At 28.7% G+C, this 25,781-nt stretch carries 24 protein-coding genes and 1 tRNA gene; 17 read left to right on the top strand and 8 right to left on the bottom strand.

Translation table 11 applies throughout. The features are described from left to right. The first annotated feature begins 21 nt into the window (after positions 1 to 21). The 4 genes from prmA (at position 22) to MPF13_RS15690 (ending at position 1,717) form a co-directional block, all read left to right on the top strand. Positions 22 to 858 (top strand): 50S ribosomal protein L11 methyltransferase, encoded by an 837-nt coding sequence (prmA, locus tag MPF13_RS08395; protein WP_249981991.1) that lies wholly within the window; start codon positions 22 to 24, stop codon positions 856 to 858. Between the two features lie 23 nt (positions 859 to 881). Then, positions 882 to 1,157: an ATP-dependent Clp protease adaptor ClpS gene (locus MPF13_RS08390; protein WP_249981989.1), complete on the top strand. Its 276-nt coding sequence runs from the start codon at positions 882 to 884 to the stop codon at positions 1,155 to 1,157. A 2-nt stretch (positions 1,158 to 1,159) separates the two neighbouring features. Continuing rightward, positions 1,160 to 1,432, top strand: coding sequence for a hypothetical protein (locus MPF13_RS08385; RefSeq protein WP_249981988.1), 273 nt, complete (start codon positions 1,160 to 1,162; stop codon positions 1,430 to 1,432). 72 nt (positions 1,433 to 1,504) lie between these two features. Then, positions 1,505 to 1,717 (top strand): PID-CTERM protein-sorting domain-containing protein, encoded by a 213-nt coding sequence (locus MPF13_RS15690; RefSeq protein WP_502924266.1) that lies wholly within the window; start codon positions 1,505 to 1,507, stop codon positions 1,715 to 1,717. A gap of 113 nt (positions 1,718 to 1,830) precedes the next feature. Here MPF13_RS15690 and MPF13_RS08375 read toward each other — a convergent pair. From MPF13_RS08375 to MPF13_RS08365, 3 genes are all read right to left on the bottom strand, one after another. After that, positions 1,831 to 1,904: transfer RNA gene (locus MPF13_RS08375), tRNA-Arg, on the bottom strand. 57 nt (positions 1,905 to 1,961) lie between these two features. Next, positions 1,962 to 2,192, bottom strand: a complete 231-nt coding sequence (locus MPF13_RS08370) for a DUF2007 domain-containing protein (protein ID WP_249981984.1) — start codon at positions 2,190 to 2,192, stop codon at positions 1,962 to 1,964. A gap of 14 nt (positions 2,193 to 2,206) precedes the next feature. Then, positions 2,207 to 2,359 (bottom strand): SsrA-binding protein, encoded by a 153-nt coding sequence (locus tag MPF13_RS08365; protein WP_249981982.1) that lies wholly within the window; start codon positions 2,357 to 2,359, stop codon positions 2,207 to 2,209. 524 nt (positions 2,360 to 2,883) lie between these two features. On the opposite strand from MPF13_RS08365, the gene MPF13_RS08360 reads away from it, so the two are divergent. Then, on the top strand, positions 2,884 to 3,816 hold the full coding sequence (locus tag MPF13_RS08360) for a calcium/sodium antiporter (protein WP_249981981.1): 933 nt from the start codon (positions 2,884 to 2,886) through the stop codon (positions 3,814 to 3,816). Positions 3,817 to 3,896: 80 nt separating this feature from the next. Here the strand turns inward: MPF13_RS08360 and MPF13_RS08355 are convergent, their stop codons facing one another. Further along, positions 3,897 to 4,910 (bottom strand): glutamine synthetase beta-grasp domain-containing protein, encoded by a 1,014-nt coding sequence (locus MPF13_RS08355; protein WP_249981980.1) that lies wholly within the window; start codon positions 4,908 to 4,910, stop codon positions 3,897 to 3,899. A gap of 169 nt (positions 4,911 to 5,079) precedes the next feature. On the opposite strand from MPF13_RS08355, the gene MPF13_RS08350 reads away from it, so the two are divergent. The 10 genes from MPF13_RS08350 (at position 5,080) to MPF13_RS15595 (ending at position 19,526) form a co-directional block, all read left to right on the top strand. Next, positions 5,080 to 7,263 carry a glutamine synthetase III family protein gene (locus tag MPF13_RS08350; protein ID WP_249981978.1) on the top strand — a complete coding sequence of 728 codons (2,184 nt, stop codon included), beginning with the start codon at positions 5,080 to 5,082 and terminating at the stop codon, positions 7,261 to 7,263. A 73-nt stretch (positions 7,264 to 7,336) separates the two neighbouring features. After that, positions 7,337 to 8,515: an AIR synthase related protein gene (locus tag MPF13_RS08345; RefSeq protein WP_249981976.1), complete on the top strand. Its 1,179-nt coding sequence runs from the start codon at positions 7,337 to 7,339 to the stop codon at positions 8,513 to 8,515. A gap of 183 nt (positions 8,516 to 8,698) precedes the next feature. Beyond that, positions 8,699 to 11,248, top strand: a complete 2,550-nt coding sequence (locus MPF13_RS08340; protein ID WP_249981974.1) for an adenosylcobalamin-dependent ribonucleoside-diphosphate reductase — start codon at positions 8,699 to 8,701, stop codon at positions 11,246 to 11,248. 265 nt (positions 11,249 to 11,513) lie between these two features. Further along, positions 11,514 to 13,157, top strand: coding sequence for a polysaccharide lyase family 7 protein (locus MPF13_RS15600; protein WP_284041173.1), 1,644 nt, complete (start codon positions 11,514 to 11,516; stop codon positions 13,155 to 13,157). An 82-nt stretch (positions 13,158 to 13,239) separates the two neighbouring features. After that, complete coding sequence (locus MPF13_RS08325; protein WP_249981973.1) at positions 13,240 to 13,596, top strand: phage holin family protein; 357 nt, start codon at positions 13,240 to 13,242, stop codon at positions 13,594 to 13,596. 86 nt (positions 13,597 to 13,682) lie between these two features. Further along, complete coding sequence (gene tig / locus MPF13_RS08320; protein ID WP_249981971.1) at positions 13,683 to 15,005, top strand: trigger factor; 1,323 nt, start codon at positions 13,683 to 13,685, stop codon at positions 15,003 to 15,005. Between the two features lie 198 nt (positions 15,006 to 15,203). Next, positions 15,204 to 15,863 carry an ATP-dependent Clp endopeptidase proteolytic subunit ClpP gene (gene clpP, locus MPF13_RS08315; RefSeq protein ID WP_249981970.1) on the top strand — a complete coding sequence of 220 codons (660 nt, stop codon included), beginning with the start codon at positions 15,204 to 15,206 and terminating at the stop codon, positions 15,861 to 15,863. Between the two features lie 34 nt (positions 15,864 to 15,897). Then, a complete protein-coding gene (gene clpX / locus MPF13_RS08310; RefSeq protein WP_249981968.1) occupies positions 15,898 to 17,136 on the top strand; it encodes an ATP-dependent Clp protease ATP-binding subunit ClpX in 1,239 nt (412 codons plus the stop codon). Positions 17,137 to 17,258: 122 nt separating this feature from the next. After that, positions 17,259 to 19,292 (top strand): DNA primase, encoded by a 2,034-nt coding sequence (gene dnaG / locus MPF13_RS08305; protein WP_249981967.1) that lies wholly within the window; start codon positions 17,259 to 17,261, stop codon positions 19,290 to 19,292. A gap of 102 nt (positions 19,293 to 19,394) precedes the next feature. Beyond that, positions 19,395 to 19,526, top strand: coding sequence for a hypothetical protein (locus tag MPF13_RS15595; protein WP_284041172.1), 132 nt, complete (start codon positions 19,395 to 19,397; stop codon positions 19,524 to 19,526). A gap of 64 nt (positions 19,527 to 19,590) precedes the next feature. On the opposite strand, the gene nadE is transcribed toward MPF13_RS15595, so the two are convergent. Then, positions 19,591 to 20,379 carry an NAD(+) synthase gene (gene nadE / locus MPF13_RS08300; protein ID WP_249981966.1) on the bottom strand — a complete coding sequence of 263 codons (789 nt, stop codon included), beginning with the start codon at positions 20,377 to 20,379 and terminating at the stop codon, positions 19,591 to 19,593. Positions 20,380 to 20,437: 58 nt separating this feature from the next. Between nadE and gldB the strand changes: the two genes are divergently transcribed. Both gldB and gldC read left to right on the top strand, forming a co-directional pair. After that, positions 20,438 to 21,397 (top strand): gliding motility lipoprotein GldB, encoded by a 960-nt coding sequence (gene gldB, locus MPF13_RS08295; protein WP_249981964.1) that lies wholly within the window; start codon positions 20,438 to 20,440, stop codon positions 21,395 to 21,397. Beyond that, entirely contained in the window at positions 21,397 to 21,732 is a 336-nt protein-coding gene (gldC, locus tag MPF13_RS08290) for a gliding motility protein GldC (protein ID WP_249981962.1), read from the top strand. The genes gldB and gldC overlap by 1 nt, the downstream gene beginning before the upstream one ends. A 151-nt stretch (positions 21,733 to 21,883) precedes the next feature. On the opposite strand, the gene MPF13_RS08285 is transcribed toward gldC, so the two are convergent. From MPF13_RS08285 to MPF13_RS08275, 3 genes are all read right to left on the bottom strand, one after another. Further along, a complete protein-coding gene (locus MPF13_RS08285; protein WP_249981960.1) occupies positions 21,884 to 23,350 on the bottom strand; it encodes an OmpA family protein in 1,467 nt (488 codons plus the stop codon). A gap of 69 nt (positions 23,351 to 23,419) precedes the next feature. Further along, a complete protein-coding gene (folK, locus tag MPF13_RS08280; RefSeq protein WP_249981958.1) occupies positions 23,420 to 24,544 on the bottom strand; it encodes a 2-amino-4-hydroxy-6-hydroxymethyldihydropteridine diphosphokinase in 1,125 nt (374 codons plus the stop codon). A gap of 115 nt (positions 24,545 to 24,659) precedes the next feature. Next, positions 24,660 to 25,724, bottom strand: coding sequence for a ligand-binding sensor domain-containing protein (locus MPF13_RS08275; RefSeq protein WP_249981956.1), 1,065 nt, complete (start codon positions 25,722 to 25,724; stop codon positions 24,660 to 24,662). Between the last annotated feature and the right edge of the window lie 57 nt (positions 25,725 to 25,781).

Below are 25,781 nucleotides of genomic sequence, written 5' to 3'. Positions count from 1 at the left end.
ATTTTTTTTTAGATTATTTTTATGGATAACATTTATATAGAATACAATTTTACAGTAACCCCAAAAGAACCTGCAACAGAAATTTTAATTGCAGAATTAGGTGGAGTTGGTTTTGAAAGCTTTGTAGAAAACGAAACAGGTGTAACTGCATACATTCAGAAGAATGATTGGAATGAAACAATTCTTACAGACATTTTTGTTTTAAATTCTGATGAATTTTCTATTGAATACAATCAAAATGAAGTTGCTCAAACAAATTGGAATGCAGAATGGGAAAAGAATTTTACACCAATTCAAGTAGATAATTTAGTAAGTATTCGTGCTCCTTTTCATGAAAACCCTAATTTAAAATACGATATAGTTATTGAACCAAAAATGAGTTTTGGTACAGGTCATCATGAAACAACTCACATGATGGTTCAGCATTTGTTAAAATTAGATTTAGCAAATAAAAAAGTTTTAGATATGGGTTGTGGTACTGGAATTTTAGCAATTTTTGCTGAAATGAAAGGTGCTAACCCAACAGATGCAATAGATATTGATAATTGGTGTTATGAAAACTCTGTAGAAAATGTTACTCGTAATAATTGTAAGAATATTTCTGTTTATGAAGGAGATTCATCTTTATTAATAAATAAAAAATACGATGTAATTATTGCCAACATCAATAGAAATATTTTGTTGATGGATATGAAAATTTATACAAATTGCCTTAATGAAAACGGAGTGTTGCTGTTAAGTGGTTTTTATCAAGAAGATATACCAATTATAGATGCTGAAGTTTCACAATATGGGTTAAAATTAGAAACTTATATTGAAAGAAATAATTGGGTTGCATTAAAATATATAAAAGAGTAAAAAATATTTTCTATTTTTATAGGATGAGTACAAAAGAAAAAAAACAAGAAGAAGTTGATGTTTTAGAACAAGAAGTTTTTCAACATGAAATAGTTTTGCATAATGATGATGTTAATACATTTGATCATGTTATAGAATCTTTAGTTACAGTTTGTGATCATAGTTTTGAACAAGCAGAACAATGTGCAACTTTGGTTCATTATAAAGGAAAATGTACTGTAAAGTCTGGAGAATTTAAAGATTTAGAACCAAGGTGTTCTAAATTGTTGCAATTAGGTCTTTCTGCAGAATTAGTATAATTATGGAAAATGTTTTTAAATATTACGAGTTCTCTGATTTTTTTATAGATAAATCTGAAGCTTTTTCTGGTAATGAAATTAGTTATACAGAACTTAATGAAACTCATTTCTTAATTTTTGAAAAAGAGAATTCAACTTATAATTTATACGTTTCAAGATTTAAACACAAAAAGGAAATTGGAATTAATTCACCAGAAATAGTAGAATTATTAGTTAAAAACTACAATAAGAGTATTCCTGCACATCGCTTAATGATTAAGCAATATCTACACTAAAGTGCAGTTCATCGAAAACTATTAAATAAAAGTTATAATTGTTTTTTATTTGTAGTGACTTATAAAGGGGTTATGGGTCATAGAAATAAGAACAAGGTGTATAAAAGGGTTTTAATAGTTTTAATTATTTTTTTGCTTCCTGCTTTAGGATATGGGCAAATTGTGCCTCCTCCAGCTCCACCACCTCCACCACCAGGTTTACCAATAGATGGTGTTTCTGGTTTATTGTTTTTAATAGGATTAATATACGGATCTAAAAAGATCATTAAAGATAGTAGTAGTTAGTTTTTATACTAAGTTTGGTTAGACAAAAAGGCCTTAAGCTATTGCTTAAGGTCTTTTTCATTATTGCAATTATATAAATAAAAAAAACTCATCTAATAATAGATGAGTTTTTGTGACCATGCTAGGATTCAAACCTAGAACCTCTTGAGCCGTAATCAAGTGCGCTATTCAGTTGCGCCACATGGCCGTAAGCGGGTGCAAATATAATAGCATTTTTTTAAATCAGAAAGACTATTGTAACTTTTTATGAATTTATTTCTTCTTTATAGCTATCTATAATTGGTTGAGCTTTTTTTAAATCGTTGTTTAGAACATATAATTGAACAGAATTTATAGGAACACCAAATCCAGCAAGTCTACCAGATTCAACACTGTCTAATACTTTGTAGTCAATTTTTGCTTCACTTAAAATTGTTTGAAGTCCTTTTATAATGATAGTTGTATCTGTTAATACTTTGGTATAATTGTCTTTCATGATTTTTCCTTTTTTTAATCTAGTGAATTTAATGTTACATAAGCTCTCCATCCAACTAAAGCAAGTTGAGCTTTTGATGCTTTAGAAATGTCCAATCCTTTTTTTGTAAAAGATGGTAAAATCAATTTGTTAATTTTTGCAAGAATTTTAAATACTTGTTTTTTCATTATATGATTAGTTATTTATCAAATTTAATGAAAATAAACAACTCAAGCTTCAATGAATGAGTTGCTTTTAGAATAGTGTGGTTTTTAAAAGGTAATTTTATTAAAACAGAATTTGAAAAATAATATCAGACATAGTTTCAATAAATTTAGTTAAAATAATAATCATAGTTTTTATAGGTATTTGGGTTAATAATATTGGGTTTTTTTTAATTGTTTTATCAATATATATGGATTGTGATATCGTTCCCAAATAAAAAAGTAGTTATTTGTCAAATTGATTTTTTATTTATAATCAATTTGATTAATATGGTTTTAATATGAAGTTAAATTTGCTTAATTTATGTTTTAAATTGTAATTAAAACAACTTATTAAGGCGTTAATGTGTAATGTGGTAAAGGAAAGTTTTTATAATAATTTAAAATCTAAAGGGATTTAAAACATTTTTTTTATCTGTTTTTATGCTTTTCATTTTTTCATTATAGTTGAAGTGATAAAAATGTATATTCGCAATAAATTATATTTCATGAATTTTTTATTAATTATAGGAGGCTTAATATTGTTGATTTTAGGCGGTAATTGGTTGTTAAAATCGGCTGTAGCTTTGTCTTTAAAATTAGATGTACCTAAAATTGTAATTGGTATGACTGTGGTTTCTTTTGCAACTTCTGCTCCAGAACTAATTGTAAGCATTAATGCAGCTTTAAGTGGTTCATCAGATTTAGCCTTAGGAAATGTAATTGGCTCTAATATTGCAAACCTTGGTTTGGTTTTAGGAATAACTTTATTGCTAGGAACTATGCATGTGCAAAAAAGTTTTTATAAAACTGATTGGCCTGTAATGATGATTGCTTCAATATTATTATATTTTTTCTTAAGTGGTGATAATGTTATTGCTAGAAATGAAGGTATTATCTTATTTTCTTTTTTGATAATATTTCTAATTTACCTTTTAAGATACCAAAAAACAGCAGTTTTAGATGAGTTACCAGAAGATGATGAACCTTTACCTTTATATAAGATTGTTTTATTTTTAGTAATTGGAGGTTTAGGTCTTTGGGGAGGATCAGAGTTACTAATAAAGGGAGCAACTTCTATGGCTTTAGAATATGGAGTAAGTGAGAGGGTAATAGGTGTTACAGTAGTTTCTATTGGTACAAGTGTGCCTGAGTTAGCAGCATCAATTATAGCGGTTTTAAAGAAAGAAAAAGCAATTTCTTTAGGGAATTTAATTGGATCTAATGTGTTTAATATATTAGCGGTATTAGGAATCACATCAATTATAACTCCTGTAGCTGTAAAAGATATTGGTATATTAGATAATGATATTTACTGGATGCTTGGAATTTCGTTTGTAGTATTACCTTTAGTATTTGTACCTAAAGGATATCGTTTAAATTGGAAAGATGGTATTGTATTATTAGCAGCTTACATTGCATTTATTTATTTTACAGTATAAGAGAGGTAATAATTTTATTGCATAAAAAAACGCTAACATATTTATGTTAGCGTTTTAATATTTATATAATACTTAAAGAATTATTTAATAGGCTTTACAGTCTTAATAATTCTAGCTGCAATTTTATATGGGTCACCATTAGAAGCTGGTCTTCTGTCTTCTAACCATCCTTTATATCCTTTTTCTACAGCGATAATTGGTATACGGATTGATGCTCCTCTATCAGAAACTCCCCAAGAGAAATCAGTAATAGCAGCAGTTTCATGTAATCCTGTTAAACGCTCATCGTTATATTCTCCATAAACTTCAATGTGTTCTTTAGTTACTGGTCTAAAAGCTTCACAGATTTCAGCATACTTTTCTTTAGAACCACATTCTCTTAAAATTGAGTTAGAGAAGTTAGCGTGCATTCCAGAACCATTCCAGTCTCCTTTAATTGGTTTTGGGTGATATTCAATATAGTAGTGGTGCTTTTCAGTTAATCTGTCTAATAAGTATCTAGCAATCCAAATTTCATCTCCTGCTTTTTTAGCTCCTTTAGCAAATAATTGGAATTCCCATTGTCCAGCAGCAACTTCTTGATTAATTCCTTCAAAGTTTAAACCAGCGTCAATACATAAATCAGCATGCTCTTCAACGATATCTCTTCCCCATGTGTTTTTACCACCAACAGAACAGTAGTACATTCCTTGTGGTCCAGGATATCCTCCAATAGGGAAACCTAAAGGTAATTGAGTTCTAGAGTCCATAATAAAATATTCTTGCTCAAACCCAAACCAGAAATCATTATCATCATCATCAATAGTAGCACGTCCATTAGATTCATGAGGTGTACCATCTGCATTGTAAACTTCAGTCATTACTAAATAACCATTAATTCTAGCAGGATCTGGGTAAATAGCAACTGGTTTTAATAAACAGTCTGAAGATCCACCTTCTGCTTGTTGAGTTGATGAACCATCAAAAGACCAATCTCCTAATTCTTCAATTGTTCCTTGAAAGTTTTCATGCTCTTCAACTTTAGTTTTGCTTCTTAGGTTTTGAGTCGGCTTGTAACCGTCTAACCATATGTACTCTAATTTAATTTTAGCCATAATATAAAAATTGTTAATGTGATGTTTCTGTTACAAATTTCAAATAAATTAGCTACATATCAAAAAAAAGAGGGGTAAAATATTAAAAATCAACTAAAAATAATTTTATCCCTAATTTTGAAAGGGTATATTTGTTTAATATTAAAAATAAGTAGAAAATATTAATAATATGTCAAGGATTAGATTCAATGCTTTGCAAGAAACACTTCATAGAAGCCCAATAAATGTGGTTCAAAATGAAAAAAGGTCATCTCTTTTTGGTAAAAATGTCTTTAACAAACATGCTATGCAACAGTATCTTACACGTTCAGCTTATGAAAGTGTAATGAATGCTATTGAGCATGGAACTAAAATAGATAGAAAAATTGCAGACCAAGTTGCAGTAAGTATGAAAGATTGGGCAATGTCTAAAGGAGCTACTCATTATACACATTGGTTTCAGCCACTTACAGGAGCAACTGCAGAAAAGCATGACGCTTTTTTTGAATCTATAAATGGTAGTTTAGCTATGGAGAAATTTGATGGAGAACAATTAGTGCAACAAGAACCAGATGCATCTAGTTTTCCACATGGAGGTATTAGAAATACATTTGAGGCAAGAGGTTATACTGCTTGGGATCCTACTTCTCCAGCATTTATTTATGAAACAACTTTATGTATACCAACAATTTTTGTAGCCTATACAGGTGAGGCTTTAGACAATAAAACACCTTTATTAAGGGCATTGCAAGCAATAGATGAGCATGCAACTGCGGTTTGTAAATATTTTGATAAAAATGCATCTAAAGTAAGTGCAACTTTAGGATGGGAGCAAGAATTTTTTTTGATTGATGATGCTTTGGCACTTTCTAGATCTGATTTACAATTAACAGGAAGAACTTTATTAGGGCATTCACCTGCTAAAGGAGAACAATTAGATGATCATTATTTTGGTACAATTCCTGCAAGAGCTATGAGTTTTATGCAAGATTTAGAACAAGAATGTATGTTGTTAGGAATTCCTGTTAAAACTAGACATAATGAAGTTGCTCCAAATCAATTTGAAGTTGCTCCAATTTTTGAAGAAGCCAATTTAGCAGTAGACCACAATACCTTATTAATGGATGTGATGCAAAAGGTTTCTCGAAGACATAAATTTAAAGTGTTATTTCATGAAAAACCATTTTCAGGAATAAATGGTTCTGGTAAACATAACAATTGGTCTTTATCTTCAGATAAAGGAATTAACTTGTTGAGTCCTGGTAAAACACCAATGAAAAATTTACAATTTCTTACTTTTTTTATCAATACTATTAAAGCAGTTCATACTTATGAGGAGTTATTACGTTCTTCTATTGCTTCTGCAAGCAATGAATATAGATTAGGAGCAAATGAAGCGCCTCCAGCAATAATATCTGTATTTATAGGTAAGCAATTATCTGCAGTTTTAGATGAGTTAGAAAACGTAACTAAAGGGAAACTTTCTCCACAAGAAAAAACAGATTTAAAACTTAATATTATTGGTAAAATTCCTGAAATATTATTAGATAATACAGATAGAAATAGAACTTCTCCTTTTGCTTTTACAGGAAATAAATTCGAGTTTAGAGCAGTTGGTTCTTGGGCTAATTGTGCAATACCTATGACTGTTTTAAATACAATAGTTGCTAAACAATTAAAAGAGTTTAAAATAGAAGTTGATGCATTAGTAGATGAAAAAGGTCTTAAGAAAGATGAAGCTGTCTTTAATATATTAAGAGAATATATTAAGGATTCTAAAGCAATTCGTTTTGATGGTGATAGTTATGGTGAAGCTTGGGAAAAGGAAGCTAAAAAAAGAGGTTTAAGTAATAATAAAACAACTCCAGATGCTTTAAAAGTAAAAATTACCAAAAGAATAGTTGATTTATTTGAAGAGTTAGAAGTAATGAATAGTGTTGAATTAAACGCTAGGTATGAAATAGATTTAGAAGCGTACACTAAAAGATTTCAAATAGAAAGTAGAGTTTTAGGAGATATTGCAAGAAACCAAGTAGTGCCAACAGCAATAATTTATCAAAACACGTTATTAGAAAATACTAAAAATTTAAAAGAAATTTTTGGAGGTGAATATAAAAATATAGCTAAAGAACAAATTGAATTAATTATGGTAATTTCTAATCATATAACTCAAATTAATGCTTTAGTAATTAAAATGGAGGAAGATAAATTAAAAGCAAAAAAACTAATTGGTCTTAAATTAGCAGAATATTATAGTAAAAAAATAAAACCTTATTTTGTAGATATTAGGTATCATTGTGATCAACTAGAAACAATGGTTGATGATAATTTATGGCCATTAACAAAATATAGAGAGTTACTGTTTACAAAGTAATCATAAAAACATCCTACTTTTCGGTAGGATTTTTTATGTAAAAGACTAAATTTGCATTTTACAACACAACAACATGAGTCAAGAAGTTTCTAAAAGATACGCACAAAGAGGTGTTTCTGCATCTAAAGAAGATGTACACAATGCTATTAAGAATATAGATAAAGGATTATTTCCAAAAGCATTTTGCAAAATTGTACCAGATTATTTAACAAACGATGATGATTATTGTTTAATAATGCATGCAGATGGTGCAGGTACAAAATCTTCTTTAGCTTACATGTATTGGAAAGAAACTGGAGACATTTCTGTTTGGAAAGGTATTGCTCAAGATGCTTTAATTATGAATATTGACGATTTATTATGTGTTGGTGCAACAGATAATATTATGTTATCTTCTACAATTGGTCGTAATAAAAGTAAAATTCCAGGAGAAGTTTTATCAGCTATTATTAACGGAACAGAAGAGTTAATAGAAGATTTAAAAGGATTTGGCGTTACCATACACTCAACAGGAGGAGAAACTGCAGATGTTGGAGACTTAGTACGTACAATTATTGTAGATTCTACAGTTACTGCACGTATGAAACGTAGTGATGTTGTAGATAATGCAAATATAAAAGCAGGTGATGTTATTGTAGGTTTAGAATCTTTTGGACAAGCAACTTATGAAACAGAATATAATGGAGGAATGGGGTCTAATGGATTAACTTCTGCAAGACATGATGTTTTTCATAAATATTTAGCAGAAAAATATCCTGAGAGTTTTGATGCTGCTGTACCTACAGATTTGGTATATTCTGGTAATACAAATTTGACTGATAAAGTTGAAAATTCACCTATAGATGCAGGTAAATTAGTGTTATCTCCAACAAGAACTTATGCCCCAATTATAAAAGAAATTTTAAATAATTTTTCTTCTGATAAAGTTCATGGAATGATTCATTGTTCTGGTGGTGCACAAACAAAAATTTTACATTTTGTAGATAATTTACACATTGTAAAAGACAATATGTTCCCAATTCCACCTTTATTTAAATTAATACAAGAACAATCTAAAACAGATTGGAAAGAAATGTATCAAGTATTTAACTGTGGTCATAGAATGGAAATTTATGTTTCTCCAGAAATAGCAGAAGACATTATTAAAATTTCTAAATCTTATAATGTAGATGCCAAAATTGTAGGTAGCGTAAAAGCTTCAGAAACTAAAAAACTGACTATTAAAAGTGAGTTTGGCGTTTTTGAATATTAAATTCTTTTTTCTTTTTTTAAAATTTATTTATTTGTTAACTTTTTTATGTTGATAAGTTTGTAGTTATTTGATATTTAGGGTTTTATGTTTTTTTACTGAAAACTTTATGACAATTATCATCTTTTTGCTTGTTCAATTTAGAGACATTTAGTTTTTCAAAAAACTAAAACTGTCTAAAAAACTATGAAACTTCAAACTGCTCTCTCACCTCAGAAAATTTATTCTAGAGATGAGGCTTTAAATGCTGCGTTAAACTATTTTAAAGGTGATGAATTGGCTGCTTCTGTATGGCTAAATAAATACGCTTTAAAAGATTCTTCAGATAATATTTATGAAAGCACTCCAGATGAAATGCATCAGAGAATTGCGTCAGAAATAGCAAGAGTAGAACAGAAATATAAAAACCCATTAACTAAAGAAGATATTTTTGAAGTAATTAAAAACTTTAAATACATTGTTCCTCAAGGAAGTCCAATGGCTGGAATTGGAAATCCTTTTCAAATAGCTTCTTTGTCTAATTGCTTTGTAATTGGTAATAATGGAGAATCTGATTCTTATGGTGGAATAATGAAAATAGACCAAGAACAAGTGCAGTTAATGAAACGAAGAGGAGGAGTTGGTCACGATTTATCTCACATTCGTCCTAAAGGATCACCAGTAAAAAATTCTGCTTTAACATCAACAGGAATTGTTCCTTTTATGGAGCGTTATTCAAATTCTACAAGAGAAGTTGCACAAGATGGTAGAAGAGGAGCTTTAATGTTGTCGGTTTCTATAAATCATCCAGATGCTGAAGATTTTATCGACGCCAAATTAGAACAAGGAAAAGTTACAGGTGCAAATGTTTCTGTTAGAATAGATGATGCTTTTATGAAAGCTGTAAAAGCAGATGGTAAATACACACAATTATATCCTACTTTTAGTAAAAAACCTCTGTACACTAAAGAAATAGAAGCAACTAAAATTTGGAAAAAAATAGTACACAATGCATGGAAATCTGCAGAACCAGGAATCTTGTTTTGGGATACTATAATTAATGAATCTGTGCCAGATTGTTATGCAGATTTAGGATATAAAACGGTTTCTACAAATCCTTGTGGAGAAATTCCTTTATGTCCTTATGATTCTTGTCGTTTATTGGCTATGAATTTATTTTCTTATGTAGAAAATCCATTTACAGAAAAAGCAGAATTTAATTTTGAATTATTCAAAAAACATATTGTAATTGCTCAAAGAATAATGGATGATATTATTGATTTAGAGTTAGAAAAAATAGATGGAATTTTAGCGAAGATTGATGCAGATCCTGAGCAAGATGATGTGAAAGCAACAGAGAAAAATTTGTGGTTAAATATTAGACAAAAAGCATACGAAGGAAGAAGAACAGGAATTGGTATTACTGCAGAAGGAGATATGTTAGCTGCATTAGGAATTCGTTATGGAAGTAAAGAAGGAAATGAATTTTCTACAGAAGTTCATAAAACTTTGGGTGTAGAAACCTATAGAGCTTCTGTAAATTTAGCAAAAGAAAGAGGTGCTTTTTCAATTTTTGATTCAGAAAGAGAAAAAGAAAATCCATTTATATTAAGATTAAAAGAAGCAGATAGTAAGTTGTATTACGAAATGTTAGAACATGGTCGTAGAAATATTGCTCTTTTAACAATAGCACCAACAGGAACCACAAGTTTAATGACTCAAACTTCATCTGGAATTGAGCCTGTGTTTATGCCTGTTTACAAACGTAGAAAAAAAGTAAATCCAAACGATAAAGATGTACGAGTAGATTTTGTTGATGAAGTTGGTGATTCTTGGGAAGAGTATGTAGTTTTTCATCATCGTTTTAAACAATGGATGGAAGTTAATAATATAGATTCTTCAAAGAATTTTACACAAGAAGAGTTAAATGAACTTGTTAAAAAATCGCCTTATTACAAAGCAACATCTAATGATATTAATTGGGTAAGTAAAGTTACTATGCAAGGTGCAATTCAAAAATGGGTAGATCACTCAATTAGTGTAACTGTAAATTTACCAAATGATGTTACAGAAGATTTAGTAGGTGAGTTGTATTTAAAAGCTTGGGAAGTAGGTTGTAAAGGAGTTACTGTTTATAGAGATGGTTCTAGATCTGGAGTGTTAATATCTACAGATGATAAAAAAGAAGAAACTGCTATAAGTTCTAATTTCCCTAAAAAAAGACCACTAGAGTTAGAGGCAGATGTAGTTCGTTTTCAAAATCAAAAAGAAAAATGGATTGCTTTTGTTGGTATTTTTGATAACAAACCTTATGAAATTTTTACAGGATTAGTAGATGATGAAGATGGAATTTTAATTCCACGTTCTGTAGAAAATGGGCTTATCATTAAAAGTAAAGATGAAAATGGTTCATCTCGTTACGATTTTCAATACAAAAATAAAAGAGGTTATAAAACTACTATTGAAGGATTGAGTCATAAGTTTAATCCTGAGTTTTGGAATTATGCCAAATTAATTTCTGGAACTTTAAGACATGGAATGCCTATTGATAAAGTTATAGAATTAATACAGAGTTTACAGTTAAATTCAGAATCTATAAATACTTGGAAAAATGGAGTGCAAAGAGCTCTAAAAAGGTATGTAGAAGATGGTACAAAAGCAAAAGGTCAAACTTGTGATAATTGCGATTCTACAGATTTAATTTATCAAGAAGGTTGTTTAACATGTCAAGAATGTGGATCTTCTAAATGTGGATAAAATATTTTAAGCGCTTAATTTTTTAAATAAAATTAGGCGTTTTTTATTTTATTAAAAATTGGTTAACCAATTTTTTTTTATCTCTATTTTTATACTTATTTTGCGTAAAATTAAATTGGTTAACCAATTTAATTGTTTTTTTATTGTAAATCCCTCAAAATAATTCATAAAAATGGTTACTCGTAATTTTCGCATTTTAATAGTTTACTGCTTTTTATCAACTTGTTTTAATGCAGTTTCTTTTGCTCAAAAGCCCGCAGATTTAATGAGTAATTGTAATCAGTGGAAAATTACTTATCCAAATGGAAGTGAAGTTAAAACATTATGTACTGAACCAAGTAATGAATATTTTTATGTAAATAATACAGGTAATGCTATAGTTTTTAGAGCACCAGTAAGAAGCGATAATGGAACAACACCAAACTCTAGTTATATACGTTCGGAATTAAGAGAACGTGAAACTGATGGATCTAAAGATATTTATTGGACTACAGAAGGTAAACATATGGTGTATGTAAAGCAAGCAATTACTCATTTACCAATAAATAAATCTCACTTAGTTGCAACTCAAATTCACGGAAATAAAGATGATGGTATAGATGATTCTATGGTGTTAAGATTAGAAGATTCTCATCTTTTTTTATCATTTAATGGAGGTAAGTTAAGAGAAGATTTAACTATTAAAACAAATTATATTTTAGGTACAAAACATGAAGTTATTTTTGTTGTAGAAGATGGTAAACATTATTGTTACTATTCTGAAGATGATAATTTATTAGCTGCCTATAATAGTGGAAATGCAGATGCTTATTTGGTAAAAGATGGAGAAAATGATTTTGTAATGGATTTAAATTATGATGAAACTTACTTTAAAATTGGAAACTATACTCAAAGTAATGCAGAAAAAGAAGGAGATGACACTGATGACCCAAATAATTACGGTGAAGTTTTAGTGTATGATTTTTCGGTAGTACATGATGAAGTAGCAGTTTCTGGTGTTTCTTTATCTCCAAGTACAGTTAATTTAACACAAAGTAGCGCTTATCAATTATCAGCAATAGTAACACCTTCTAATGCAACAAATAAAGGAGTAACATATAGTAGTTCTAATACTTCTGTTGCTACTGTTAATGAGACAGGAGTTGTAACGCCTATTTCTGTAGGAGAGGCAATAATTACAGTAACTACTAAAGAAGGAAGTTTTACAGATACAAGTGTAATTACAGTTATTGAAGATGCTTCAGGTCCAAATTTAGCTTTAAATAAATCAATAACAGGAACAGGTACACATCATTCTGATAATGCAGTAGAAAATTTAGTAGATGGATTAACATCTACAAGATGGTCAGTGTCTGGTTTTCCTCAATCAGCAATTATAGATTTAGGTAAAAAATATCCAGTAGAAAGAACAGAAGTAGTATGTTATTCAGATAGAGCCTATAAATATTCGATTTCTATTTCTGATACAGAAAATGGTACTTATACAGAAATTGTAGATAGATCTAACAATACAACAGAAGGTACAGAAGCAAGCCCTATTGTAGATGTGTTTTCTGGAGTTGAAGGTCAGTTTATAAAAATAACTGTTACAGGTGCAGAAGGTTATACAGGTTCTTGGGTTAGTTTGTTAGAATTAAGAGTTTTTGAAGCATCAACATTAAATATTGAGTCAAATATTTTAAATAATAACACAATAAGTTTATGGCCTAATCCAGTTAAAGAGAATTTAAAAATTAGTAATATTCAAGACTTTAATACTTTAAAAATATACGATCAATTAGGTAAGTTAATTGTGAGCAAATCGTTAAAAGATGAAAATATAGATGTTTCTAATTTAAAATCAGGTCTTTATATTTTTAGCTTTTCTAGTGGATTAGGAACAGTTAACAAGCGTGTCTTAAAAAAATAAAGTTTTTAAAATCTGCCATTTCTTCATGTTTTTTTATTTGGTATAGTTTTCGCATTCTATAAACTATATTAAAATAATCTATATGAAAACCTTTTTAAAAATCTTACTTACTGCAATAGCAGTAATAGTATTAGCTAATATTTTACCCGGAATTACAGTAGCTGGTTATACTTCTGCAATTATTGTAGCTGTTGTTATTTCGTTATTAAATATGTTTATACGTCCACTTATAATATTTTTTACATTACCAGCAACAATTGTAACTTTAGGTTTGTTTTTGTTTGTAATTAATGCATGTATCATTTTATTAGCAAGTAATTTGGTAAGTGGTTTTGCTGTATCTGGTTTCTTTGCAGCCCTATTATTCAGTGTTTTACTGTCAATTTTTAGGTCAGCTTTATTTTCTTTACTAAAAGAAGATAAGAAATCATTAAAATAACTGAAATAGAAGTATTTAAACATTTGTGCAATCAATTAAAATGATTAATTTTGCACTCGATTTTTTAAAGAATAAGAGAACACGAAATGAATATTACAAAAGAAAACATTGATGCGTTAAACGCAGTTGTAAAAGTAGATATCGTTGCTGATGACTATCAAGCAAAAGTAACAGAATTATTAACTGATTATCGTAAAAAGGCTGATGTACCTGGTTTTAGAAAAGGACATGTGCCAATGGGAATGATTAAAAAGCAGTATGGTAAATCTATAATGATAGATGAGGTTAACAAGCTTTTACAAGATTCTTTAAACAAATTTATAACTGAAGAAAAATTAGACATCTTAGGAAATCCTTTACCAAGAATTCAAGAAGATTTTAACTGGGATGCAGAAACTTTTTCTTTTGAGTTTGAGTTAGGTTTAGTACCAGAATTCGAAATAGATTTAAAAGGAAAAAACAAAGTAAAGCAATATAATATTGTTGCTACAGAAGAATTACTTGACGAAGAAGTTAAGAATATTCAAACTCGTTATGGAAAAATGAGTTCTTTAGATGAAGCTACAGAGCACTCTAATGTAACTGGTACTTTTGTAAACGAAGAAAATAATATCAACAAAAAATCTACTTTTTTAGTTAATGACCTTAAAGGGAAGAAAAACGAAAAGAAAGTAATAGGAGCAAAAGTTGGTGATGTAATTGAATTAGATACTAAGAAATTATTCGAAGACGATCATAAATTACAACACATTTTAGGTGTAGACCATGATGTAATTCATGATTTAGATATTAAAGTTTCTTTAACTGTAGAAGAAATTACAAAAACTGAACCTGCAGATTTAGATAAAGAATTATTTGATAAATTATTTGCAGATGGTTCTGTAAACTCTGTAACAGAATTAAGAGAAAAAATTAAAGAAGATGCAGAAAAGCAATTCTTACAACAAGGTGATCAACAATTATTAAATGCTGTAACAGAGCATTTAGTAGAAAATACTAAGTTTGATTTACCAGCAGATTTCTTAAAGAAATGGTTAGCAACAGCAGGAGAAAAAGCGTTAACAGCTGAAGAAGCTGCTGCAGAGTACGAAAAATCTGAAAAAGGTTTACGTTATCAATTAATCGAAGGTAAGATTATGAAAGATAATGATATCAAATTAGAGTATCAAGAATTGGTAGATTATGCTAAGGTATTTATCCGTCAACAAATGGCTCAGTTTGGTAACATGAATCCAGAAGAAAAAGAATTAGATGATATTGCTGGTAGAATCTTACAAAACCAAGAAGAAGCTCAAAAATTACAATCTCAATTAATCAGTCAAAAATTATTGACTTTTTACAAAGAGAACATGAAATTTAAATCAAAAGAGCTTTCTTACGAAGATTTTATAAAAGAAGTATACAAATAACAAATGTTAAGGTTATTGCGAGAAACGAAGCAACCTGTTTGTTAAAAAGAGATTATTTCAATTATTTTTCTTTCGTAAAGACCCAATATAAAAAACCTGAATTGTTAGATTCAGGTTTTTTTAGCGACTATATGTAACAAAATATTAAGAGAATAGTTCTTATATTTACAATATTAAACTTAAAACAGAATCACGAAAATGGATTACGGAAAAGAGTTCGAAAAATACGCAACAAAACATCATGGAATAAATAGTGCTTACTACAATAAAATTACTAGTAGTTTAACACCATATATTATGGAAGAACGTCAAATGAACATTACTCAAATGGATGTTTTTTCTCGTTTAATGATGGATAGAATTATTTTTTTAGGAACAGGAATTAACGATCAAGTAGCAAATGTTATTCAGGCGCAATTATTGTTTTTAGAAAGTGTAGATGCTAATAAAGATATTTCAATTTATATTAACTCTCCAGGAGGAGGTGTGTATGCAGGTTTAGGTATTTATGATACCATGCAGTTTATAAAGCCAGATGTTGCAACAATTTGTACAGGAATGGCTGCTTCTATGGGAGCTGTTTTAATGTGTGCAGGTCAAAAAGGAAAACGTTCTGCATTACCACATTCAAGAATTATGATTCACCAACCATTAGGTGGAGCACAAGGACAAGCGTCTGATATCGAAATTACTGCAAGAGAAATCTTAAAGTTAAAAGATGAATTGTATGCTATTATTGCAAACCATTCAGGACAAACAATAGAGAAAGTACACAACGATTCTGATAGAGATTATTGGATGAAAGCCGATGAAGCAAAAGCTTACGGTATGATTGATGAAGTTTTAGCAAGAAAATAAAAAACTAATTGCCAAAAGTAAAAAGCGGATTATAATGTCGAAAGAAGAAAACTTAGAGTGTTCGTTTTGCGGACGAAAGAAAGCAGAAACAGACTTGTTAATTGCAGGTATGGATGCTCATATTTGCGATAAATGTATTGAGCAAGCTCATGGTATTGTAGAAGAAGAAATTTCTGATGCAAAATCTAATAGTCTATCAAAAGATTTAATTCTAAAAAAACCAATTGAAATAAAAGACTTTTTAGATCAATATATCATTGGTCAAGATGAAACTAAAAGAGCAATGGCTGTGGCAGTTTACAATCATTACAAACGTCTTTTACAAGATAAAAATACAGAAGATGATGTAGAGATAGAAAAATCGAACATTGTTTTGGTAGGAGAAACAGGTACAGGTAAAACATTAGTTGCACGTACCATTGCAAGAATGTTAAATGTACCTTTTTCTATAGTAGATGCTACAGTTTTAACACAAGCAGGTTATGTTGGTGAAGATGTAGAAAGTATTTTAAGTAGACTTTTACAAGCTGCAGATTACGATGTAGAAAAAGCAGAAAGAGGTATTGTTTTTATTGATGAAATTGATAAAATTGCTCGTAAAGGAGACAATCCATCAATTACAAGAGATGTTTCTGGAGAAGGTGTACAACAAGCTTTATTAAAATTATTAGAAGGTTCTGTTGTAAATGTTGCGCCTAAAGGTGGAAGAAAACATCCAGAACAAAAATTTATTGAGGTAAACACAAAAGATATTTTATTTATTGCAGGAGGAGCATTTTCTGGAATAGATAGAATGATTAGCAAACGTTTAAATAGGCAAGCTGTTGGTTTTGGTGCTTCTTTAGAAGAAGATAAAATTGATGAAGAAAATTTATTGCAATATATAACTCCTATAGATTTAAAAGCATTTGGTTTAATACCAGAAATCATAGGTCGTTTGCCAGTTTTAAGCTACATGAATCCTTTAGATGCTAAAACATTAAGAGCAATTTTAACAGAACCTAAAAATTCAATAATTAAGCAATATGCAAAGTTATTTGGAATGGATGAAGTTGAATTTACAATTGAAGAAGAAGCGTTAAATTATATTGTAGACAAAGCTGTAGAGTATAAGTTAGGAGCAAGAGGATTACGTTCTTTGTGTGAAGCAATTTTTACAGACGCTATGTTTGATTTACCAAGTTCTGATCAAAAAGAATTTAATGTAACCAAAGAATATGCAGAGTCTAAATTAACAAATACAACTTTAAAGAAGTTAAAAGCAGCTTCTTAAAAATAATAAATCGTTTTAAACGAAATAAAACAAAAACCTCATTATGTATTTAATGAGGTTTTTTAATTTAGATACCTATTCTAATTCTTATATTTGTTTTCCTTTTTCAATATAACCAATTAATGATATCAAGAAGTTCTATAGACCGTATTTTCGAATCTGCAAGAGTAGAAGAAGTTATTGGTGAGTTTGTTCAACTTAAAAAAGCCGGGTCTAACTTTAAAGGATTGAGCCCTTTTACAGATGAAAAATCGCCATCATTTATGGTGTCTCCAGTAAAACAAATCTGGAAAGATTTTTCTACAGGTAAAGGTGGTAATGCAGTTTCTTTTTTAATGGAACATGAGCATTATTCATACCCAGAAGCTTTACGTTGGTTGGCTAAAAAGTACAATATAGAAATTGAAGAAACTGAGCAAACTTCAGAAGAAAAAGCTCAAATGAATGAAAGAGAAAGTATGTTTATGGTATCTAAATTTGCCAAAGACTATTTTCATGATATCATGCTGAATTCTAACAAAGGAAAAGCAATTGGTTTAAGTTATTTTAAAGAACGTGGTTTTAGAGAAGATACCATTAAAAAATTCGATTTAGGATATTGTATTGATGAATGGGATAATTTTACAAAAGCGGCTTTAGCTAAAGGATATGATTTAAAATATTTAGCTTCAACAGGATTAACAATTGTAAAAGAAAACAAACAATTTGATCGTTTTAAAGGACGTGTAATGTTTCCTATACATTCTATGTCTGGACGTATTTTAGGATTTGGAGGACGTATTTTAACTGCCGATAAAAAAGCTGCCAAATATTTAAATTCACCTGAGAGTGATATTTACCATAAGAGTAAAATTCTTTACGGAATTTATCAAGCTAAAAAAGAAATTGCGAAACAAGACAATTGTTTTTTAGTAGAAGGTTATACAGATGTTATTTCTTTTAACCAATCTGGAATAGAGAATGTTGTAGCTTCATCTGGTACAGCTTTAACATCAGATCAAATACGTTTGGTAAATAGATTAACAAAAAATATTACAGTTCTTTTTGATGGAGATGCAGCAGGAATAAGAGCTTCTATTCGTGGAATCGATTTGATTCTAGAACAAGGAATGAACGTAAAAGTTGTTCAGTTTCCAGAAGGTGAAGACCCAGATAGTTTTGCAAAAGCAAATTCTGATGCAGATTTAAAAAACTATTTAGAAGATTCTGCGCAAGATTTCATCAATTTTAAAGTATCACTTTTACTTAAAGATTCTAATAACGATCCAATTAAAAAAGCAGGAGTAATAAGAGATATTGTAACAAGTATTTCTAAAATTCCAGATGGAATTCAACGTGAAGTGTATGTGCAAGAATGCGCAAGAATCATGGATATTTCTGAACGTGTTTTGTTTAGTGAATTAGCTCAATTGTTAAAGAAAGGTATTCAAGATAAAAACAAAGCTACTAAGCAACAAAATAGATATCAGCAGCAACAAAATCAACCACCACAAGATCCAAACCAACCACCTCCAGAATATTTTATGGAAATGGAACAAGCTCAAATGGGGATAGTAAAAGGAGGTGTTGTTTCTTCAGAAAAAATAGATCAACTCTCTATTTTAGAAAAAGAAATTATTAAAAATTTAGTGCTTTATGGAAATGAAGAAGTAGATTTTGTTGAAGAAGTTACAAATGTAGATGAATATGGAAAAGAATCTGTTACTATAAGAAAATATACAAATTCTGTTTCTTCAGAAATCTATTTACATCTTCAAGAAGATGAAACAGAGTTTACAAATCCTCTTTTTCAAGAAATTTATACTGAAATGATTCATCAATTAAACCAGTCAGAAAAATTACAAATAGATAGTCTAATTAATCATAAAAACCCAGATATAAGAACAATAGTTACTTCAATTTTAATGGATGAAGAAAATCCTAATAAAAGGTTAAGTAATTGGGAAGGACAAAATATTGGAGTTAAAACTGCAGTTGAGGTTTTATCTAAAGCAATACCTGATGTAATTTTTAATTTGCGTAGAATTTTAATAGAAAGGCTGGTTAATGAGTTTTTACAAGAAGGAAAAGAGTATTCTACAGAAGAAAAAGAAGATATAATGAGTTATAATTCATTAAGAATTAGGTTGTCAGAAAAACTGAAAAGAGTAGTGTAATATTATTAAATTGTAAATTTGGGTGTTTTCCCCTATAGTGTAAAAAAGTTATTAATTAGTTTTTTTGTATATTGCACTCGCTAAAAGAGAAATCCTCATACTATGAAAAAAACATTACAATTATTAAAAATCTTACAATTGTTTCTTTTATTACCTTTTGAAATATCTAAAGGGTCTAAAAAAAGAGCCTATATGAAAATTAAGAAAATGCTTGTTGCAGCAAACTTACTGTAACAGTTTAAATTAAAAAATAAAAAAGCTTTAATCATTAGATTAAAGCTTTTTTATTTTTTAAATATTATTTAAAATTTGTTGGAATTTCACAAACAGGAATTGGTATCATTTTATGTTGATTAATTCTGTTTAATCTTGTGTAAATTTTAAAAACTTCTAATTCTCTTTCAGAAAAATCATTTTCAGTTTTACCTTCATCTTGCATTTTCATTGCCCACTCTAGCTCATCATAAGATGCACCAATTTGATCTTCATCAGTTCTACTATCTCCAAACAAACCATCTGTAGGTTGTGCAACTTGTATAGAATTTGGAACTTTTAAATAAGCAGCTAATTCATAAACTTCAGATTTCATTAAATCTGCAATCGGACTTAAATCTACACCTCCATCTCCATATTTAGTGTAAAATCCAACTCCAAAATCTTCTACTTTATTACCTGTTCCTGCAACTAAATAACCATTTATACCAGCTAAATAATATAAAGTTGTCATTCTTAACCTAGCTCTTGTATTTGCTAAAGACAAATCTACTTTGGTAGAAGATTCTGTTTCTGGAACAACATTTATAAAATCTTCGAAAGTAGAAGTTAAATTAACTCTTACATCTGATACATTATCAAAACGTTCTTTTAATTGTGAAATATGTTCTTGTGCCCTTGTTACTTGACTTTCTGCTTGGTGAATTGGCATTTCTACACATAAAGTAGGGAAACCAGTTTTTGCGCAAAGAGTAGAAGTTAAAGCAGAATCGATTCCTCCAGAAACCCCAACTACAAAGCCTTTTACTTTAGCATTTTCAGCATAATCCTTTAACCATTTTATAATGTGTTCTGCAACTTTTTCAGTTTTCATTGATAAACTATTTTAGTATTTTTATCGTTTTTATTTCTAATAGCAAGATACAAAGTTTATGAGATTTTTTATAATAGTTTTTTTTGTTTTATTTAGTTTCTTTTCTTGTAAGTTAGAGAGTAAACATACAATAGATGTTTCTAATATAAATGCAAATTTGTCTATAGATAGGTATGAAGTAGATTTTTACACTGCTTCTAAAGATAGTTTGAAAAACTTAAAAAATAAATATCCTTATTTATTTCCTAAAGAATTTACTGATAGTATAGCATTAGCTAAAATTAGTAATAAAGATGAACAAGAATTATTTTTAGAATCACAAAAAATATATAAAAATATTTCAAATTTAGAATCTCAACTTACTTCTCTATTTAAATATGTAAAATATTATAATCCCAAATTTAGGTCGCCAAAAGTTGTTACAATGCTATCTAATATAGATTATGAAAATAGAGTTATTTATGCAGATAGTTTACTATTTATTTCTTTAGATTCTTATTTAGGTTCTAAGCATAAATTTTATGCAGATTATCCAAAATATATCAAACAAAATAATACTGATAAAAATATTATTATAGATGTTGCAAATTCTATTATAAATAAACAATTGTTATCTATTTCTAATAGAAGCTTTATTAGTAAAATAATATATGAAGGAAAAAAAATGTATTTATTAGATATGTATGTTAATGGTATTTCTGATTCGATAAAGATTGGTTATTCAGAAGATAAAATGCAATGGGCTACCTTTAATGAAGAAGATATTTGGAAATATTTCATTGAAAGAAAATTATTATTTAGTACAGATACTAAATTAAATAAAAGGTTTATTGATAATGCTCCTTTTTCTAAGTTTTATTTAGAGAATGATAGTGATTCTCCAGGTAGAATAGGAGTGTGGTTAGGATGGCAAATAGTTAGATCTTTTATGCAAAATAATGATGTATCTTTGCAAGAATTATTAATAATTGACTCAGAAGAGTTATTCAATAAATCTAAATATAAGCCTAAAAAATAATGTCAGTAAAACATAACTCACAAATAAACTTTCAAGTTGGTTTAGACGAAAATAAAGTTCCAGAAGAAATTTCTTGGTCTGCTAAAGATGGAGGTATTAATAACGAAGCTTCTAAAGCTATAATGATTTCTGTTTGGGACCATAAGAAAAAAGATACTTTACGTATGGATTTATGGACAAAAGATATGCCTGTAGATGAAATGAAACAATTTTATCATCAAACATTAGTGTCTATGGCTGATACTTTTGAAAGAGCTACAGATGATCAAAAAATGAGTGCTACAATGCGTGATTTTTGCGATTACTTTGCAGAGAAATTAGAACTAAAAAAGTAAAATATTATTCTTTATCTTTTTTATGAATTCCCTTCTAAATTAATTTAGAAGGGAATTTTTTGTATTAAATTTAATAAATATATAGATAGAGCAAAAAAAAGAGACTACTTTTAAAAGTAGTCTCTTTTGCTTTATAACTATTAAAAAGGTTTTATTCTATTGAACCTGTTGGTTTAATTTCTACCCTTCTGTTTAATTGTCTTCCTCCTGCATTACTGTTAGAGAATTTAGGTCTAGATTCTCCATATCCTTTAGATTCTAATCTGTCAGATGGAATACCTTGTTTAACCATGTATTTTCTTACACTTGCAGCTCTTCTTTGAGATAAATATAAGTTATATCTATCACTGTTTCTATCATCTGTATGCCCTTCAATAACAAACTTAACATTAGGTACTTTTTTCATTAAGTTTATAATTTTATCAATTGTTGCAAAAGATATAGATTTAATTCTATCACTATTTGTATCAAAATAAATACTTGCAGCTAATAAACCAATTTGTTGGTTAATGTTATCTGGCTTAGCAGCTTCTTGTTTAGGACAACCTCTGTTTTCAACTACACCAGGAGTGTTAGGACATAAATCTTCTCCATCCATAATCCCATCTCCATCAGAATCTACGTTAAGAGGACATCCTTCGTTTGAAATAGGTCCGTATTTTAAAGGACATTTATCTTTATAGTCAGGTAATCCATCTTTGTCAGAATCTACAGCTTTACCATTACCATAAACCATTACACCTGCAGGTGTATTAGGTTCAATATCTAATTGATCCATTACACCATCCTTATCTGTATCAATAATTTTAAAATTATCACCTTTACCACCTTCATCACCCCAAATTGTAAAGATTTTCTTTTTACCTAATTTAACAGCTACACCAATACTAGAAACAAAAAATGTTTCCCAATCTTGTTTGTTAGATATTGCTGCATCTAAATGGTCTTCATAATTAAAATACATTCCTGTTCTAAACTCAAGATCTACTCTTTTGTTTATTCTTCTTTTTAAACCAAATTGAGCTGATAAATAAATTGAACTTGCTTGATTTACACTGTTTCTTGCTGGGTTTTTACCAAAGTCTACTAACGGGTTGTCAGCAGCTCCTGGAACAATTTCAAATAATTGAGAATCATATAAGTGGTAACCAACTCCAAAATAACCAGCAGCATGCCATTTACTTGCAGTAGTTTGATAAAGGTTTGTAAAACTGAAAATTAAATTTAATTCAGCTCCATATGCTTTACCTTCAAATCTCATATTATCTCTAATTACAGTATTTGGTACATACTCTAATTCGTATACGTTTGAGAAATATTGTGCTCCACCAGAAATTTTAGTAAAAGAAGCTTTTAATTCTAATCCTAATAATGGGTTAAACATTTTGTTTACATATCCATATAAACCAAAGTTCCAATAATTAGTGTCATCACTTGTGCCTAAAGAACGCATATCACCATGCATTATAAAGTTACTAAAACCACCACCTACAGCCCAACTATTGCTGTTTTCTAAATCAATTCTGTTTCCGTAAGTAATTTCGTCTGTAGTAAATTGGCTAAAGGAATTAGCTGCAAAGAATGTGCTAAAAAGAACAAATAAAAAAATTCTCCTCATTATCATATGATTTTTGTTTTATTATTTTTTGGGGGAACTCATTATTCCCGCAAAAGTATAATTTTTTTTTTAAAAACACTTTATTTTATTAATAATGTACTTGTAATCTTCATGATTATTTACAAAATCTATATCAGATACATCAATTACTAGCGTATTTAAATTTTTTTCGGTGTTTATAAAGTTTTTATAACCACTATGAATCTTTTTTAAATAAGAAGGTTCAATGTTTTGTTCATATTCTCTTCCTCTCTTTTTTATATTTTGTAAAAGTCGATCTGTATTTTGAAATAGATATATATATAAATCTGGTTTTGTAATTTCTTTATACATTAAATCGAACATTTTTCTATACAAAAGATACTCTTCTTGTTGTAATGTTACTTGTGCAAATATTAACGATTTAAAAATATAATAATCTGAAACAATAAAGTTTTTAAATAAGTCGAATTGGGCCAAATCATCGGTAAGTTGTTGATATCGATCTGCCAAAAAACTCATTTCTAATGGAAAAGCATACCTTTCTTTGTCTTTATAAAATTTTGGTAAAAAAGGATTTTCAGCAAAACGCTCTAAAACTATTTTAGCATTAAATTCATTAGAAATCATATTTGCTAAAGAGGTTTTACCAGCACCAATATTTCCTTCAATAGCTATATAGTTGTATTTTTCTGATAAAGGAATAGGTCTTATTAACTTTTCTGATGTTATGGCAATCTCTGAAGAGTCTAAACAGTTTTGCAAACAAATTGATATTTGTTTTTTCTCTATTGGGTGGATTGTTGTTTCAGCAATTTCAGACAAAGGAATTAATACAAATTTTCTTTGCAACATTTTTGGATGAGGAATCATTAGATTTTTAGAAAAAATAATTTCTTCATCAAACAATAATATATCTATGTCAATTAACCTGTTTTCATATCCTTCTTTAGATGTTCTAACTCTACCAATGTTTTTTTCAATACTTAAAAGTGTGTTTAATAAAGTTTCTGGATTTTGGTATGTAGTTACTTTTATACAAATATTATAAAAATCATTTCCATTAAAACCCCATGAAGGAGTTTTGTATATAGATGATATTTTAATAATAGAACCTATATTATTATCTATTAAATTTATAGCTTTTTGAAGGTTTTCAAGTTTGTTTCCTTGATTTGTACCTAAAGATAAATATGTTGTTTTTTGAATTTTCATTGAGAGAAACAAAGAAACAAAAAAGGATAAAAAAAACGTTTAAATTTTCTAGGGTTTTATTCACATAATTTAAGTCTTCAAAAAATGTTCTGAATTTTTATAATTAGCTACAATTTTAAAATTGTTTGTCAAAAGTATTTCCATTGAACTTAAATATATTTCCATCTACCATACCAAACCACAAATCACCTTTTTTATCTTCGAAAATTGAATATGCAAAATTATTAGTTAACCCATCTTTCTTTGTATAGTTGGTCATGTTTTTACCATCATACTTCCAGATTCCTGCATCTCTATCTCCAAACCAAATATTTCCTTTTAGATCTTCTTCTATTGCAAAAACATGTTCTAATGTACCAGGTTTAGATTTATCCCCTTTCCTAGAGCTTGTTGGATGAATTAAATTATTCTTTTCAGAAAAGTTTATTATTGTATCAGCATCTTTTAATAAAACACCAATTCCATTATTTCCAATCCAAAGTCTTCCTTTAGAATCCTCTAAAATGCTTCTTATATGAAGAGGTTCTGTATTAATATTAAGACCTAAAGTTTCATCATTTATGATAGAGAAATTAATACCATTGTAACCAAATACACCAGCATAAGTAGCAAACCAAATCATATTGTTTTTTCCTTTAGAAATATCGGTTATAAAATAGACATTGTTAGGATTTATAACTTTAGATTGTGGGAAAGCTAAATATTTTAAGTTTTGTCCATTATATTGATAAACTCCTTCTTTGTTTCCCGGATTAAACCAAAGATCGTTGTCTGTTTTTGTCCATATATTTTGTGAAAAATTATTTATTATAGGAATATTGTTTGTAATTCTAATTCCATCATAAGTACTTAAACCATGAGCAGTGTTAATCCAAATAATTCCATTTTTATCTTCTTGTATTGATCTGATTTGATTATCTGATAATCCTTCATTTACTGTAAAATATCTAAAACTATTTCCATCAAAAATTGCTACCCCTTCTTGTAAACTACCAAACCAATAAAATCCTTTACTATCTTGAAACATAGCACTAATTCCTGAAGTAAATTTTAGAGTAGTATTTTTAGGAATGTTTACATATTCTGGTTTACTAATTGTTTTTTCTGATGATTTATTTCCTACACAAGAAAAACTTAGTGTTAAAAATATTAGACAAATTAATATAGGTTTATAGTTCATTTCTAGTATTAAATGGAAGAATAAAGAGTACAGGTTTTTTATAAGTTATATTAATAA

It is taken from the genome of Polaribacter sp. Z022 (genome assembly GCF_023555495.1).
Taxonomy (GTDB): domain Bacteria; phylum Bacteroidota; class Bacteroidia; order Flavobacteriales; family Flavobacteriaceae; genus Polaribacter.
Note: the sequence above shows the minus strand (reverse complement) of the source record. Positions and strands in the feature narration are given on the sequence as shown.

Excerpts from the sequence above, each read along its gene's own strand:
- MPF13_RS08355 (WP_249981980.1), bottom strand. The coding sequence starts at position 4,910 with ATGGCTAAAATTAAATTAGAGTACATATGGTTAGACGGTTACAAGCCG.
- MPF13_RS08390 (WP_249981989.1), top strand. The coding sequence starts at position 882 with ATGAGTACAAAAGAAAAAAAACAAGAAGAAGTTGATGTTTTAGAACAA.
- gldC (WP_249981962.1), top strand. The coding sequence starts at position 21,397 with ATGTCAGTAAAACATAACTCACAAATAAACTTTCAAGTTGGTTTAGAC.
- MPF13_RS08275 (WP_249981956.1), bottom strand. The coding sequence starts at position 25,724 with ATGAACTATAAACCTATATTAATTTGTCTAATATTTTTAACACTAAGT.
- MPF13_RS08340 (WP_249981974.1), top strand. The coding sequence starts at position 8,699 with ATGAAACTTCAAACTGCTCTCTCACCTCAGAAAATTTATTCTAGAGAT.
- MPF13_RS08370 (WP_249981984.1), bottom strand. The coding sequence starts at position 2,192 with ATGAAAGACAATTATACCAAAGTATTAACAGATACAACTATCATTATA.
- tig (WP_249981971.1), top strand. The coding sequence starts at position 13,683 with ATGAATATTACAAAAGAAAACATTGATGCGTTAAACGCAGTTGTAAAA.
- MPF13_RS15595 (WP_284041172.1), top strand. The coding sequence starts at position 19,395 with ATGAAAAAAACATTACAATTATTAAAAATCTTACAATTGTTTCTTTTA.
- MPF13_RS08325 (WP_249981973.1), top strand. The coding sequence starts at position 13,240 with ATGAAAACCTTTTTAAAAATCTTACTTACTGCAATAGCAGTAATAGTA.
- MPF13_RS08365 (WP_249981982.1), bottom strand. The coding sequence starts at position 2,359 with ATGAAAAAACAAGTATTTAAAATTCTTGCAAAAATTAACAAATTGATT.
- MPF13_RS08385 (WP_249981988.1), top strand. The coding sequence starts at position 1,160 with ATGGAAAATGTTTTTAAATATTACGAGTTCTCTGATTTTTTTATAGAT.
- prmA (WP_249981991.1), top strand. The coding sequence starts at position 22 with ATGGATAACATTTATATAGAATACAATTTTACAGTAACCCCAAAAGAA.
- nadE (WP_249981966.1), bottom strand. The coding sequence starts at position 20,379 with ATGAAAACTGAAAAAGTTGCAGAACACATTATAAAATGGTTAAAGGAT.
- MPF13_RS15600 (WP_284041173.1), top strand. The coding sequence starts at position 11,514 with ATGAGTAATTGTAATCAGTGGAAAATTACTTATCCAAATGGAAGTGAA.
- gldB (WP_249981964.1), top strand. The coding sequence starts at position 20,438 with ATGAGATTTTTTATAATAGTTTTTTTTGTTTTATTTAGTTTCTTTTCT.
- MPF13_RS08350 (WP_249981978.1), top strand. The coding sequence starts at position 5,080 with ATGTCAAGGATTAGATTCAATGCTTTGCAAGAAACACTTCATAGAAGC.
- MPF13_RS15690 (WP_502924266.1), top strand. The coding sequence starts at position 1,505 with ATGGGTCATAGAAATAAGAACAAGGTGTATAAAAGGGTTTTAATAGTT.
- MPF13_RS08360 (WP_249981981.1), top strand. The coding sequence starts at position 2,884 with ATGAATTTTTTATTAATTATAGGAGGCTTAATATTGTTGATTTTAGGC.
- MPF13_RS08285 (WP_249981960.1), bottom strand. The coding sequence starts at position 23,350 with ATGAGGAGAATTTTTTTATTTGTTCTTTTTAGCACATTCTTTGCAGCT.
- folK (WP_249981958.1), bottom strand. The coding sequence starts at position 24,544 with ATGAAAATTCAAAAAACAACATATTTATCTTTAGGTACAAATCAAGGA.
- clpX (WP_249981968.1), top strand. The coding sequence starts at position 15,898 with ATGTCGAAAGAAGAAAACTTAGAGTGTTCGTTTTGCGGACGAAAGAAA.
- clpP (WP_249981970.1), top strand. The coding sequence starts at position 15,204 with ATGGATTACGGAAAAGAGTTCGAAAAATACGCAACAAAACATCATGGA.
- MPF13_RS08345 (WP_249981976.1), top strand. The coding sequence starts at position 7,337 with ATGAGTCAAGAAGTTTCTAAAAGATACGCACAAAGAGGTGTTTCTGCA.
- dnaG (WP_249981967.1), top strand. The coding sequence starts at position 17,259 with ATGATATCAAGAAGTTCTATAGACCGTATTTTCGAATCTGCAAGAGTA.